This window comes from Marinobacter lipolyticus, assembly GCF_018424605.1.
Classification (GTDB): Bacteria; Pseudomonadota; Gammaproteobacteria; order Pseudomonadales; family Oleiphilaceae; genus Marinobacter; species Marinobacter lipolyticus_B.
The window spans coordinates 89,640-102,726 of record NZ_QTKT01000005.1 but is presented as its reverse complement, the minus strand read 5'-3'; the positions used below and the strand labels follow the sequence as shown (position 1 = coordinate 102,726).

The following is a 13,087-nucleotide window of genomic DNA, read 5'->3' as shown; positions in this document are numbered from 1 at the left end:
GCGATTTACCGGTGAACCGCTGGCACTGCCAACGCTGCGCCCTGCCGCTGGCGATCCCCTCCCCCGACCTGACCTGCGGCGAATGCCTGCACATTACGCCGCCTTTCTGCCGCACGCTGGCACCCTGGCGCTACCAGTACCCGGTGGATGCCATGATCGGCCGCTATAAATATCGCGGTCAACGCAAGTTCGTGCGCCCGCTGGTGGCCGGACTGGCCACCTACCTCGAACAGCACTTGGGCGCCAACCCGTTGCATACCCCGCAGCTGATCATCCCCGCCCCGATGCATCCGAAACGCCGTCGCCGGCGGGGTTTCAACCAGGCCGACGAGATTGCCGAGGTGCTGTCGCGCCAGCTGTCGATCCCGTGGTCCGCCCGGTGTGTCACTCGTAGCCGGCAAGCCAGGCCCCAGCGAGAACTGGGTCGTGAGGAGCGCCTCGCCAACCTGCGGGGCGTCTTCACCGTTACCCAGGAGCTGCCACCGCGGGTCGCCATCGTTGACGACGTGGTAACCACCGGTGCCACCGTGCGCACCCTGGCCGAGGCGCTGCAGGCAGCCGGTGTGGAGGACATTCAGGTGTGGGCGCTGGCACGGACCCCGGGCTAGAGCCCGCCGGCGACGTGCCGGGCGATGGCCAGGCAGGAGGTCAGACCGGGCGACTCAATACCGAACAGATTCACCAGCCCGGGGATGCCATGCACCTGCGGCCCGTCGATCCGGAAATCCGCGAAGCCACCCCCCGGGCCGCTGAGCTTGGGGCGAATGCCCGCATAAGCAGGCTGCAGGCGGCTGGCATCCAGCTTCGGCCACCACTGGTGGATGGACTCGATGAATCCGTCGACCCGCGCAGCGTCGACGGTGTAGTCCTCACGGGCCACCCACTCCACGTCCGGACCAAACCGCGCCTGACCGGCCAGATCCAGCGTCAGATGCACCCCCAGCCCGCCAGGCTCCGGCAGCGGGTACACGAGGCTGCTGAAAGGATGGCGCCCACTGTAGGAAAAGTAGACTCCCCGTGCGAGCCATTGCTGTGGCCGGGCGGACGCAGGCAAACCGAGCCATTGCCGGGCCAGTTTCACCGCGCCCAGCCCCGCCGCATTCACCACCGACCGTGCGGTCAACTGACACGGGGCGCTCCCACCGATACTCAGGTGATGCGCTCCCGCTTCTGAGAGCGCCGCCTCGACAGGCGCTCCGGTGACCAACTGCCCCCCGCGGGCTTCCACATCCGCCAGCAGGGCGAGCATCAATTCATGACTGTCAACGATGCCGGTCAGCGGCGAGTAAAGCGCGGCACAGGCATCCACCTCGGGCAGTGCGGCTCGTACCGCAACCCCATCATGAAACTGCAGCGTCACGCCATTGCGCCGGGCCTGTTGCTGCAGCCGCCGAAGTTCCGCAAGGCGACCCGGCTGGGTGGCGACAATCCATTTGCCGGTTTTGCGGTGGCCGATACCCCGCCGCTGGCAATAGTCGTACAGCAGGCGACGACCGTTGACGCACAACTGCGCTTTGAGCGAATCCTGCGGATAGTAAAGCCCGCCGTGAATCACTTCGCTGTTGCGGGAGGAAATCCCCTCACCAAAGTGCCGGCCGGCTTCCAGCACCAGTACCTCGCGCCCGCGAAGCGAAAGCTCCCGCGCTACGGCGAGCCCGACCACCCCGGCTCCGATCACCACCGCGTCAGCCGCGAACGTTTCTGTTTTAACCATTGCACCCTGCCTTTGCGGCTCAGCCTGACCCGGTGAGAGTATCGCAGAACGGGAACAGGCGGAAAAAGCCCCTGGCCCCGGTGCATTCGCATTACGGCAGCGGCGCAGAAACGCTATACTCACCCAATACGTTGTTGCAGGGAGCAGATGCGGGATGTCGGACAGGAAGCAGTTTTTAGTCGTAATGCTGGTCGCCGCGGTTTTTGTGGGCTGGCTTGGGTGGCGAGGGTTTGAAGTGATCAGCCTGAACCAGAAACTGCAAGCAGACGAACTGGTGGCGAACTATCCATACCAGCACCGTGTTCTGCGGGTAGAAGGCTCCACTGCCATCATGAGCTCCCTGCGCTCTCACGACACCTCGACACGCTATGCACTGACGACGATCTTTCCGACCATGGGACGCCTTGGCGACGACGACCGGCGCTGGCAGCACGCGGAACGGAAGCTGGCGAGGGTGCAGGCACGCGCCGGCGATATCGTGCTGAGCTCCGGCGGGGTCAATCGCGTGCGCTGGGAGCTCGACGAGAACTGGTACCATCTTAACAACATGCAGGCCCGCTCAACGCAGGCCAAGCAGTAGACAAGGCCCTGATCCTGACTTTATGACCGAAACCTCCAGCCATCCCTACGACGCACTGACCCCGGATACCATTCTGGACGCCATGGAGAGTGCGGGATTTGTCATTAACGGACGGCTGTTTGCTCTCAACAGCTATGAGAATCGCGTTTACCAGATCGGCATTGAAGACTCCGCCCCGCTGATCGTGAAGTTCTATCGGCCCGGTCGCTGGTCGGAAGCGCAGATCCGTGAAGAACACACCTTCACCGCCGAGCTCACCGCAGCGGACATTCCCGTGGTGGCGCCGCTCACCCTTCCCACGGGCGATACTCTCGGGCGCTGGCAGGAGTTCCTGTTCGCGGTGTTCCCGCAACGCGGGGGGCAGGCCCCCGACACCAGCGTGACCGACACCCTGTACCGGCTCGGACAATGGCTTGGCCAGCTTCACAATGTGGGCGGGAAAAGCAACTTCGAGCATCGCCCGGCGGTGGATATCCTGAACGGCATCAGCGAGAAGAACCAGCTACTGACCGACGGCAACTGGATTCCCGCGGACCTGCGGCCGGCCTGGGACAGTCTGATTCCCGATCTGTTTGACGCCTGTGCCCGCCGCATTGACGACGCCGGCGAGGTGGCGAGCCTCCGGCTCCACGGCGACTGCCACGCCGGCAACATACTGTGCCGAGAGGAACAGATGTTGTTCGTTGACCTCGATGATTGCCGCAGTGGCCCAGCGGTTCAGGATCTGTGGCTATTGTTGAACGGTGACGATACCGAGCGCGGCGCGCAGTTTGGCGAACTGCTGGAGGGGTACGAAATGTTCCGCGAATTCAATCGCCGCGAACGCCACCTGATCGAGCCTCTGCGCTGCTATCGTCAGATCGCCCACTGCGCCTGGCTGGCCAAGCGCTGGGACGACCCCGCCTTTCCGCGGTTTTTTCCATGGTTCGTCCAGCCCAGGTTCTGGTCGGATCAGGTACTGGCGATGCGGGAACAGCTGGCCGCATTGCAGGCACCCCCTATCAATATCCCCGGCCAATACTGAGGCCGTCTGCATTATCCCGGAGACTTTCCAATGAGCGAGAAAGAAGCCAGATTCACGGCCCGCAGTCTGATTGCCACGGCCATCGGCGCCGTTGTCGCGACCGTTGTGGTGCTGGAAGCCAGCGGCCGAATCGATCATGCCACAAACAAGGACAACGTGCCGGTGGGTGAATTTGAAGCCATCCATGTGACCCCGGGTGAAGAGTTCCGCATGTCACCGAAATCGTCCGAACTTCATGCCGTCTGCGAGCAGGGCTATCTGGCGATTGCCGCGGATGTGGATCCGGACTTTCGCGGCATCGTAGTCGACTACAAGAACCGGGGCGTGCGCTGCAGCCGCGGGGCCGTACCGGAGGCAACGGGAGGCCCGGCCAAGGATGAGTGACCAGCGCAAGCCTCCAGTCCAGGAAACCGACCGTCTGTTTGCCACCGAGCGCAACCCGGAGGATTTCCGCTTTGATGCCTCGGTCGCGCGGGTGTTTCCGGACATGATCCGACGCTCAGTACCCGGTTACACCACCATCATTCCGATGATCGAAGTGATCACCGAGCAGTACGTGCAGGCTGGCAGCAACTGCTACGATCTTGGCTGTTCACTGGGGGCATCCACCCTCGCCATGCGCCACGGTATTCGCTTTATGGACTGCCGGCTCACCGGGGTCGATAATTCCGCAGCGATGATCGAGCGCTGCGAGCATTACATCGCACTGGATGATCATCCCCTGCCCGTCGAGTTGCGCTGCGAAGACATTCTGGCGACCCCGCTGGAGAACGCGTCGGTGACCACCCTGAACTTTACGCTGCAATTCGTGCCGCCCGATGAGCGTGCCGGCTTGCTGACACGGATTGCGGAGGCGACTCGGCCCGGCGGCGCGCTGATCCTGTCCGAAAAGATCCGCTTTGATTCGCCACAGGAGCAGGACGCCCAGACCCGGCTTCACCACGAGTTCAAGCGCGCCAACGGCTACTCGGACCTGGAGATCAGCCAGAAGCGCTCGGCCATCGAGCAGGTGCTGATCCCAGAAAGTCTGTCGGATCATCGCCAGCGCTTGCTGGACGCCGGTTTCGATCAGGTCATCGTCTGGTACCAGTGCTTCAATTTTGTCTCCATGCTTGCGACCCGTTCCCCGGCCTGAGGAGTGACCATGGCAACTTTCAACTGGCGGGACTGCTACCAGCCTCTTCTGGATGAACTTGAGGACAGTGGCCTCGGCCGATGGCGCGAAGCGCTGAGCCTTCAGCTTGAGCGGCGTTTCGAGGACAACCCCCACGGCGACATCGCCCGCTGGATGGCGGCATTATCACAGCTACCCGCCATCAGCGAACCGCAGGTCAGCCTCGACTCCGCCGCGATTACCCTGAGCACCGACGCCCCGCTGACAGACGATCAGAGCACACAGCTGGAAATGGGGCTGCGCGGGCTGATGCCCTGGCGCAAGGGGCCGTTCGATTTTTTCGGCACCTTCGTTGATACCGAGTGGCGCTCCGACTGGAAATGGGAACGGGTTGCCCCCTACCTGTCAGATCTGCGCGGACGACGCATCCTGGATGTTGGCTGCGGCTCAGGCTATCACTGTTGGCGGATGCTCGGTGAGGGTTCCGGCCGGGTGATCGGCATCGATCCTGGCCTGCTGTTCCTGTTCCAGTTTCTCAGCGTGAAGCACTACCTTCCCGCGGCTGCAGTGGACCTGTTACCGGTCCGCATGGAAGACCTTCCCGCGGGCCTGGAAACCTTTGACACCACCTTCTCCATGGGGGTGCTCTATCACCGCCGGTCGCCGCTCGATCATCTGCTGGAACTGAAGGACACGCTGCGCCGGGGCGGCGAACTGGTGCTGGAAACACTGGTGGTGGAGGGCCCGGAAGGGTACAGCCTGATGCCGGAGGATCGCTACGGACAGATGCGCAATGTCTGGTTTTTGCCCAGTTGCGACACCCTGCTTCGCTGGCTTGACCGCACCGGATTCCGCAATGCCCGGGTGGTGGATGTGACCGACACCACCATTGAAGAACAGCGTCGCACCGACTGGATGCGCTTCAATTCCCTGGCAGATTTCCTGGATCCCGACGACCACAGCAGGACCATCGAGGGCTACCCCGGCCCCCGACGAGCGACCATCATCGCCGAAAAGCCCTGATGTTCCTCTACCGGAATCAAAAAACCCGCTCGAGAGCGGGTTTTTTGTTGGTCGCGGCTTACTCGCCGAAGGGGTGGCGCAAGGTAATCGTTTCGACCCGATCCGGACCGGTCGAGATGATGTCGATCGGTGCCTCAATCTGCTCCTCGAGGAAGCGAATATAGGCACGGGCGTTCTCCGGCAGCTGCTCCAGTGTCGTCAGCCCGACGGTGCTTTCCTGCCAGCCCGGCAGCTCAGCGTAAACCGGCTCGATGTCATCGTAGGTATCGCAGCCGATGGGCGGGCGGAAAATTTCGCCCTGCGGCGTCTTGTAGCCCACACACACCTTGACCGTATCCATACCGTCCAGCACGTCCAGCTTGGTCAGACAGATACCGGATACACTGTTGATCTGGATGGCGTGACGCAGCGCTACCGCATCAAACCAGCCGCAGCGCCGGGAACGACCGGTGGTGGTGCCGATCTCGTTGCCCTTGACCGCCAGGTGTTGCCCCATATCGTCAAACAGCTCGGTCGGGAACGGACCCGAACCAACCCGAGTGGTGTAGGCTTTGGTGATGCCCAGCACGTAATCCAGGAACAGCGGACCAAAGCCGGAGCCGGTAGCGGTGCCGCCGGCCGTGGTGTTGGACGACGTGACGTACGGATAAGTGCCCAGATCGATGTCCAGCAGCGAACCCTGGGCACCCTCGAACAGAATGTGCTCACCGCGCTTGCGGTAATCGTGCAGCATGTCGGTGACATCCGCCGCCATGGGCAGAATCTCCTCGCCCATCTGGCGCAGTTCCGCCAGCGCCGCATCAATATCCTCGGCCTCTTCCTTGAAATACTCGGTCAGCACGAAGTTGTGGTAGGACATGATTTCCCGCAGCTTCTCCTCGAACGACACCGGGTTGCACAGGTCGCCGAGACGCACACCACGGCGGGAGACCTTGTCCTCGTACGCCGGGCCGATGCCGCGGCCGGTGGTACCGATCTTCTCGTTACCCTTGGCGCGCTCCCGGGCCTGATCGATGCGAACGTGGGTGCGCAGAATGATCGGACAGGCCAGGCTGATTCGCAGGCGGTCGCGCACGGCCACGCCGTTGGCTTCCAGCTCACGCACTTCTTTCAGCAGCGCTTCCGGCGACAGCACAACGCCGTTGCCAATCATGCAGTGGACGTGCTGACGGAGAATACCGGAGGGAATCAGGTGCAATGCGGTCTTCTTGCCCTCGATGACCAGCGTGTGCCCCGCGTTATGTCCGCCCTGGAAGCGAACCACGGCAGAGACCTTGTCGGTCAGCAGATCAACAATCTTGCCTTTGCCTTCATCACCCCACTGGGTGCCCAGCACAACTACGTTTTTACCCATGATTCTCTCTCAATTCAGCTCAGTTGATCCACGACCCACTGGCCGCCACGCTTTACCAAAATTCTGTCGCAGCCCCGGGCAGCGGGATCTACGTCTGTATCCTCGGGCAATGCCCGTACCACGGTTTCCGTCATTCGCAGGCCGGAAATCACCCCTTCGAGTGCCGGATCGGCATCGGCCGGCGCCCATATTGCCCCGGCTCGGCGGGTAATACGCTCACCCAGGGACACCAGCGCGCGGATATCCAGACTGAACCCCGTTGCCGGGCGGGCCCGCCCGAAATCGCTGCCGATGGCGTCGTAACGCCCGCCTTTGGCCACCGCATCGCCGTGACCCGGCACATAGGCAGCAAACACCAGGCCGGTGTGGTAGTTGTAGCCCCGCAGTTCGCAGAAATCGAAACCGAAGCGGATCTCCGGAAAATCGCGGATCAGCATGTCCGCAACGCGCCCCAGCTGATCCAGCGCGGCGGTCAGCGCCTCGGGCGCACCCGCCAGAATGCTGCGGGCTTCTTCCAGCGCCTCCGGGCCTCCGCTGACCCGCGCCAGCGCCCGCAGGCGACCGCCGGCAGAGTCCGGCTCGCAATGGCCCAGCAGCGCATCCAGCTCAGGCACCGACTTGCGGGCCATGGCACCAAAAATAGCGTCGGAGGTTGCCCGGTCAAACCCGGCCTCACTCATCAATGTCTCGTAGATCGACACATGGGCCAGATCCAAGTGCACCCTGGGCAGGCCGGAGACTCGCAGCGCCTCCAGCATCAGGCTGATCACTTCCAGGTCCGCCGCCTCGGAGGCACTGCCAAACAGCTCACAACCGGCCTGGATCGGGGTGCGCCCGGTCAGCATATGCCGCGGACGGGTATGCAGTACATGGCCGGCATAACACAGGCGGGTGATTCCGTCCTGGCCGAGGGTGTGGGCATCAATGCGTGCGGCTTGCGGCGTCATGTCAGCGCGCACACCCATCATCCGCCCGGTCAGCTGATCGGTCAGCTTGAAGGTTTGCAGCTCCAGATCGTGCCCGGTGCCGGTGAACAGGCTTTCGAGGTATTCGATCAGCGGCGGGATGACCAGCTGGTACCCCCAGCGCTGACAGGTGTCCATTACGTCCCGGCGCAGGGATTCAATCTGTCCTGCCAGTGGCGGCAGAATGTCTTCCACGCCATCCGGAAGTAACCAGCGATCAGATACTGTCATGAGATTCCGTTGTCCGTTCTGCCCCGCGTCGGCCAGAGGCGGCGGGAGTGCACAGGATTTAGGGCGAAGCCGGGAGCAGGAGAGAAACCCGACCCAAAACCGGCAGAATTTTACACTGTTGCCAGACACAAAAAAACCGGAATACCGAGGTATTCCGGTTTTGCACGCTGGTGATGGCGTTTAGCGGGCGCCCTGTGGGTCCTTGAGGAAACGCAGGAAGTCGCTGTCAGAGTCGATCACCATGATGTCGTCTTTGCTGGAGAAGGTGTTCTGGTATGCCTGAAGACTCCGGTAGAAACTGTAGAAGTCTTCGTTCGAACCATACGCCTCGGCGTAGATCCGGGCGGCTTCACCGTCACCTTCACCGCGGGTCTGCTCGGCCTCGGCAAAGGCCTCGGCCAGCACCACCGTACGCTGACGATCGGCATCCGCACGGATACCCTCAGCCAGCTCACGACCCCGGGAGCGGAACTCCTGCGCCAGCTTTTCACGTTCGGTTGCCATGCGGCGGTATACGTTTTCACTCACCTCGCCCGGGAACTCGATCGCCTTGACCCGGATATCGAGAATCTCGATGCCGAATTCCGAGATGGCGGTTTCGTTGGCGCGGTCACGCAGCGTGTGCATCAGCTCATCGCGCTGACCGGACACCACTTCCACCATGGTGCGAACACCGAACTCATCCCGCAGACCGTTGTCTACCCGGGACTGCAGCAGCGACTGGGCGCGGTACTCGTCGCCACCGGTGGCACGATAGAACTGGTCCACATCGCGGATTTTCCAGGCGATGTAGGAGTCCACGTCCAGGGGTTTTTTCTCGATGGTCAGATACTGACGGGAGGGCAAGTCCATGGTCAGCACGCGAATATCGAACTCGCGAATCTGGTCAATCACCGGCACCTTGAAATGCAGCCCCGCCCGCATGTCGGTCTCGATCAGCTCACCAAACCTGAGCTTCACGCCCCGGTGGGTTTCCGGAATGATGTACACGCTCGACAAAACCAGCAGGACGACAATGAGGGCGCCTGCGAGGCCCACTACACCTTTGGGTCCCATAATTATCTGCTCCTCCGAATACCGGTTTCCTGCCGCCCACGCAGCTCCTGGATGACCTGATCGGTCAGGGTCTGGATGTTGACCTGCCCATCAGAACCGTCTGCCGACGAGTTGCTGCCGCCGGCCATGCGGCCCTGGGTCAGCCGATCCAGCGGCAGATACATCATGTTGCCGCTGCTTTCGGTATCCACCAGGACCTTGCTGGTGCTGGACAAAACACTTTCAAGCGCCTGCAGGTACATGCGCTCACGGGTTACCTCTGGAGCCGCCCGGTAAACATCAAGCATGGCGAGGAAACGGGAGGTTTCACCATTGGCCCGCTCGATCACCTCCTGCTTGTACGCCAGCGCTTCTTCGATCATCCGTTGGGCCTGGCCCCGCGCTTCCGGAACCACCTTGTTGCGGTAGGTCTCGGCTTCTTCCTTCACGCGTTGCTCGTCTTCCCGCGCCCGCTGAACCTCGCGGAACGCATCCTGAACGGCATCGGGGGGCTGGGTGCTCTCCACGTTGACCCGCACAATCTCGAGACCGGCGCCATAATCCCGCAGGAATGTCTGCAGCCGCTGCTCGACCCGAACCGCGAGCTCGGCCCGGCCTTCGGTCAGCACCTGATCCAGGGTGGAACTGCCCACCTCGTGGCGCAGGGCACTGTCAGTGGCGAACGCCAGTGCCTCGTTGGAGTCACGGATATTCAACACGTAGGCCCTGGCATCGCCAACGCGGTACTGCACCTGCAGGTCCACGGTGACCAGGTTTTCATCCTGGGTCAGCATCTGCCCGCTTGATTCCGCGGTGCGCACGTTGGTTACGCGAACCTTGGTGACGTCATCAATCAGCGGCACCTTGAATCGCAGGCCGGGGCTTTCGGTGCGGCTGAACTCGCCAAAGCGCAAGACAACGGCGCGCTCCTGTTCATCGACGGTGTAGAAGGACTGGAAAATGATGTAGCCCACCACCAGGATACCGGCGAGAGCCAGGATGGCACCGAAGCCGCCACCGCTGCCAGAGGACGAACCGCCGCCGGAGCCACCGGAGCGACTGCCCTTGCCGCCCAACAGCTTGTTGAGTTTGTCGAGACCCTTTTTCAGCGCCTCGTCGAGGTCTGGCGGACCCTGATCATTGCCGCGACGACCACCACCGGTTCCCCAGGGATCGTTGTCGTTACGGTTACCACCCGGTTCATTCCAGGCCATAATGCTCTCCGTTCCTGACTGATAGAAATTGCTGCAAATACTAGGGATTTATAAGCGCCCCGGCAATAGCGATACCGATTACTCTGTGCCTGTGTCCAATCTGAGATCCTGTTCCCGCATGTCCGCGCGGCTCAGTAACTGCAACCAGTCACGATTCTGCAGGCGCACTTCCAGAACCGTGTCGCCGCTTTCCCGGTGCTCTTCGCTCAACACCGAGCCGGCCTCGTGCAGCAGAGCACGCAACTTGCCATCCTGCGGCCCCAGCAACACGTGATGATGCACCACGTCCTCGGCGAGGCGCTCGACAATGGCATCGAACAGCCCCTGAATACCTTCGCCGCTGACCGCGGACAACCACACCCGCACCGGGATACCGTCCTCATTGCGCTCAATTCGCGGCGTGAAGTCGTCCAGAAGATCAATCTTGTTGAAGACCTGAAGCGTGGGGATCTCATCCGCGCCGATCTCCGCCAGCACCTCCTCAACCTGCTCCATGTTCTCATCCCGACGGCTATCATGGCAGTCGATGATATGCAGCAGCAGGGTGGCCTGGGTGGTCTCTTCCAGGGTCGCGCGGAACGCCTCGACCAGCTTGTGGGGCAGATGGCGGATGAAGCCGACCGTATCCGCCAATACGACCGGACCGATATCCGGAAGTTCCAGGCGGCGCAACGTGGGGTCCAGCGTCGCAAACAGCTGATCTGCAGCGTATACGGAGGAAGTGGTGATATGGTTGAACAGCGTTGATTTACCCGCGTTGGTATAGCCCACCAGAGACACCGTGGGAATGTCCGCGCGCTTGCGGGCCCGTCGGCCCTGATTGCGCTGGCGGCGCACCTTCTCCAGACGCTTGTGGATCGACTTGATGCGTTCGCGCAACAGGCGGCGGTCCGTTTCCAGCTGGGTTTCACCCGGCCCTCTCAGGCCGATACCGCCTTTCTGGCGCTCCAGGTGGGTCCAACCCCGGACCAGGCGGGTCGACATGTGCTCCAGCTGGGCCAGCTCAACCTGCAGCTTGCCCTCATGGGTACGCGCCCGCTGTGCAAAGATATCCAGTATCACGCCGGTACGGTCCAGCACCCGACACTTGAGTTCGCGCTCGATATTTCGCTCCTGCGAAGGGCTGAGCGCGTGATTGAACAACACCACATCCGCCTCGTTGGCGGTGACGGCATCGCGGATTTCCTCAAGCTTGCCCTCCCCCACGAACAACCGCGGGCTCGGCTGCTTCCGGGATCCGTTCACCAGACCTACGGGCTCGACGCCCGCGGATGTGACCAGTTCACGGAACTCATCCGGGTCTTCGGTCTCTTCGTGAGAGGAAAAATCAATGTGGACGAGAATCGCCCGTTCACCGACATCGGGACGCTCAAACAAGTGGCAAAAACTCCTTGGTCATCAAATTCTCAGGGGCATAAAAACAAACACCCGCGCCCCTCGGAACCGCTAAGGATTCGTCGGAAACGCGGGTGGCAAAAACCGGTAGGTCCGGGCAACTCAGTCTTCTGCCTCACCCTCTCCGCCGGGTGCCTGCGGAGGAATGCGAACATTCCGTGCCGGAACAACGGTGGAAATCGCGTGTTTGTAAACCATCTGGCTGACAGTGTTTTTCAGCAAAATCACAAATTGGTCAAAGGATTCGATCTGGCCCTGCAGTTTGATGCCATTGACCAGAAAGATGGAAACCGGAATGCGTTCCTTGCGCAAAGCATTGAGGTAAGGGTCTTGTAAGGAATGCCCTTTTGACATGTGTTTTCTCCTGTTTATAGGTAAGTACAGATCGTCATTTTTCAGAATTAAATGTGGTGCGAAGTCTGATATTTTTCAAGGCTGCCTCAGTGATATGTGGGTCTTCACTGTTCAGCCATGTTACACCGGACCACTTGCGCAACCAGGTTAACTGCCGCTTGGCAAGCTGGCGGGTCGCTGCCACCCCTTTGCTGACCATGGCGTCGTAATCATCCTCGCCTTCGAGATGCTGCCAGGCCTGTCGGTAACCGACGCATCGCATGGAAGGCAAGCCAACACTCAGATCTCCGCGGGCCATCAATGCCCTCACCTCGTCGAGAAAACCCGCTTCCAGCATATTCAAGAAACGCCGGCGGATCCGCTCGTGAAGGACCTTTCTGTCAGACGGAGCAACAGCAAGCTGCACCACAGTATACGGAAGCGACGGGGTTTCGTCTGCCTGCCAATGGGTGAAATAGGTGTAATCCTCGACATTTCCGATAACGGGCTGCGATTCCCCGGCGCCGGCGCTCTGGGACTGCCAGAGTTCAGAGATGGGCCGGCCGGTCAGGCGAATCACCTCAAGCGCCCGCATCAACCGTTGCCGATTGTTCCGGTGGATCAGCTCCGCAGCCACCGGATCCCGGGCCCTCAACTCTTCGTGCAGAGCGGCCCAGCCCCGCGTTTCCGCCTCTTCGGCCAGCGCCCGACGCAGCGCCGGATCGGCCGACGGCAGATCGGACATGCCATGGAGCAGCGCCTTGAAATACATCATGGTGCCGCCCACCAGCAGCGGAATTCGACCCGCCCGGGTAATCGCCGCCATGGCCTCCAGAGCATCGCGCCGGAAATCGGCGGCGGAATACCGCTCCGCCGGATCGCAGATATCAATCAGCCGGTGGGGGGCGCGAGCGAGTTCCGCGGCCGAGGGTTTGGCCGTTCCGATATCCATGCCGCGATAAATCATCGCGGAATCCACACTGATGATGTCGCAGGGCAACTGGTCGCACAGGGCCATGGCCAGGTCGGTCTTTCCGGATGCCGTCGGCCCCATCAGAAATATCGCGGGCGGCAGCGGGGGCTGCGCGGCAGGGTGGTCACTCAT

The 13,087-nt window shown here is 61.8% G+C and carries 14 protein-coding genes; 6 read left to right on the top strand and 8 right to left on the bottom strand.

The window, feature by feature from the left end:
* The first annotated feature begins 11 nt into the window (after positions 1-11).
* A complete protein-coding gene (locus DYI22_RS09010; protein ID WP_323132898.1) occupies positions 12-608 on the top strand; it encodes a ComF family protein in 597 nt (198 codons plus the stop codon).
* Here the strand turns inward: DYI22_RS09010 and DYI22_RS09005 are convergent.
* Positions 605-1,714: an NAD(P)/FAD-dependent oxidoreductase gene (locus DYI22_RS09005; protein ID WP_213477733.1), complete on the bottom strand. Its 1,110-nt coding sequence runs from the start codon at positions 1,712-1,714 to the stop codon at positions 605-607. The two genes, DYI22_RS09010 and DYI22_RS09005, sit on opposite strands and share 4 nt — an antisense overlap.
* 154 nt (positions 1,715-1,868) lie before the next feature.
* On the opposite strand from DYI22_RS09005, the gene DYI22_RS09000 reads away from it, so the two are divergent.
* From DYI22_RS09000 to cmoB, 5 genes are read left to right on the top strand one after another with little or no spacing between them, the layout of a single operon-like run.
* Complete coding sequence (locus DYI22_RS09000; protein ID WP_213477732.1) at positions 1,869-2,294, top strand: hypothetical protein; 426 nt, start codon at positions 1,869-1,871, stop codon at positions 2,292-2,294.
* A 22-nt stretch (positions 2,295-2,316) separates the two neighbouring features.
* Entirely contained in the window at positions 2,317-3,318 is a 1,002-nt protein-coding gene (locus DYI22_RS08995) for a serine/threonine protein kinase (protein WP_213477731.1), read from the top strand.
* Between the two features lie 30 nt (positions 3,319-3,348).
* The gene (locus tag DYI22_RS08990) at positions 3,349-3,702 is read left to right on the top strand and encodes a kinase (RefSeq protein ID WP_213477730.1); all 354 of its coding nucleotides are present in this window, start codon (positions 3,349-3,351) and stop codon (positions 3,700-3,702) included.
* Positions 3,695-4,453: a carboxy-S-adenosyl-L-methionine synthase CmoA gene (cmoA, locus tag DYI22_RS08985; RefSeq protein ID WP_213477729.1), complete on the top strand. Its 759-nt coding sequence runs from the start codon at positions 3,695-3,697 to the stop codon at positions 4,451-4,453. Before DYI22_RS08990 ends, cmoA begins: the two co-directional genes overlap by 8 nt.
* Before the next feature lie 9 nt (positions 4,454-4,462).
* Positions 4,463-5,455, top strand: coding sequence for a tRNA 5-methoxyuridine(34)/uridine 5-oxyacetic acid(34) synthase CmoB (cmoB, locus tag DYI22_RS08980; RefSeq protein ID WP_213477728.1), 993 nt, complete (start codon positions 4,463-4,465; stop codon positions 5,453-5,455).
* A gap of 58 nt (positions 5,456-5,513) precedes the next feature.
* Here the strand turns inward: cmoB and DYI22_RS08975 are convergent, their stop codons facing one another.
* From DYI22_RS08975 to miaA, 7 genes are all read right to left on the bottom strand, one after another.
* Positions 5,514-6,809: an adenylosuccinate synthase gene (locus DYI22_RS08975; protein ID WP_213477727.1), complete on the bottom strand. Its 1,296-nt coding sequence runs from the start codon at positions 6,807-6,809 to the stop codon at positions 5,514-5,516.
* 14 nt (positions 6,810-6,823) lie between these two features.
* Positions 6,824-8,005, bottom strand: a complete 1,182-nt coding sequence (locus DYI22_RS08970; RefSeq protein ID WP_213477726.1) for an ATP phosphoribosyltransferase regulatory subunit — start codon at positions 8,003-8,005, stop codon at positions 6,824-6,826.
* Between the two features lie 180 nt (positions 8,006-8,185).
* A complete protein-coding gene (hflC, locus tag DYI22_RS08965) occupies positions 8,186-9,061 on the bottom strand; it encodes a protease modulator HflC (RefSeq protein ID WP_213477725.1) in 876 nt (291 codons plus the stop codon).
* Positions 9,062-9,063: 2 nt separating this feature from the next.
* Positions 9,064-10,254, bottom strand: a complete 1,191-nt coding sequence (hflK, locus tag DYI22_RS08960; RefSeq protein ID WP_213477724.1) for an FtsH protease activity modulator HflK — start codon at positions 10,252-10,254, stop codon at positions 9,064-9,066.
* 78 nt (positions 10,255-10,332) lie between these two features.
* Entirely contained in the window at positions 10,333-11,631 is a 1,299-nt protein-coding gene (hflX, locus tag DYI22_RS08955) for a ribosome rescue GTPase HflX (protein ID WP_213477723.1), read from the bottom strand.
* 120 nt (positions 11,632-11,751) lie between these two features.
* On the bottom strand, positions 11,752-12,003 hold the full coding sequence (gene hfq / locus DYI22_RS08950) for an RNA chaperone Hfq (RefSeq protein WP_012136350.1): 252 nt from the start codon (positions 12,001-12,003) through the stop codon (positions 11,752-11,754).
* Positions 12,004-12,037: 34 nt separating this feature from the next.
* The gene (miaA, locus tag DYI22_RS08945) at positions 12,038-13,087 is read right to left on the bottom strand and encodes a tRNA (adenosine(37)-N6)-dimethylallyltransferase MiaA (RefSeq protein ID WP_228300925.1); all 1,050 of its coding nucleotides are present in this window, start codon (positions 13,085-13,087) and stop codon (positions 12,038-12,040) included.

Excerpts from the sequence above, each read along its gene's own strand:
- DYI22_RS09005 (WP_213477733.1), bottom strand. The coding sequence starts at position 1,714 with ATGGTTAAAACAGAAACGTTCGCGGCTGACGCGGTGGTGATCGGAGCC.
- DYI22_RS09000 (WP_213477732.1), top strand. The coding sequence starts at position 1,869 with ATGTCGGACAGGAAGCAGTTTTTAGTCGTAATGCTGGTCGCCGCGGTT.
- DYI22_RS08995 (WP_213477731.1), top strand. The coding sequence starts at position 2,317 with ATGACCGAAACCTCCAGCCATCCCTACGACGCACTGACCCCGGATACC.
- DYI22_RS08990 (WP_213477730.1), top strand. The coding sequence starts at position 3,349 with ATGAGCGAGAAAGAAGCCAGATTCACGGCCCGCAGTCTGATTGCCACG.
- cmoA (WP_213477729.1), top strand. The coding sequence starts at position 3,695 with ATGAGTGACCAGCGCAAGCCTCCAGTCCAGGAAACCGACCGTCTGTTT.
- cmoB (WP_213477728.1), top strand. The coding sequence starts at position 4,463 with ATGGCAACTTTCAACTGGCGGGACTGCTACCAGCCTCTTCTGGATGAA.
- DYI22_RS08975 (WP_213477727.1), bottom strand. The coding sequence starts at position 6,809 with ATGGGTAAAAACGTAGTTGTGCTGGGCACCCAGTGGGGTGATGAAGGC.
- DYI22_RS08970 (WP_213477726.1), bottom strand. The coding sequence starts at position 8,005 with ATGACAGTATCTGATCGCTGGTTACTTCCGGATGGCGTGGAAGACATT.
- hflC (WP_213477725.1), bottom strand. The coding sequence starts at position 9,061 with ATGGGACCCAAAGGTGTAGTGGGCCTCGCAGGCGCCCTCATTGTCGTC.
- hflK (WP_213477724.1), bottom strand. The coding sequence starts at position 10,254 with ATGGCCTGGAATGAACCGGGTGGTAACCGTAACGACAACGATCCCTGG.
- hfq (WP_012136350.1), bottom strand. The coding sequence starts at position 12,003 with ATGTCAAAAGGGCATTCCTTACAAGACCCTTACCTCAATGCTTTGCGC.
- miaA (WP_228300925.1), bottom strand. The coding sequence starts at position 13,087 with ATGAGTGACCACCCTGCCGCGCAGCCCCCGCTGCCGCCCGCGATATTT.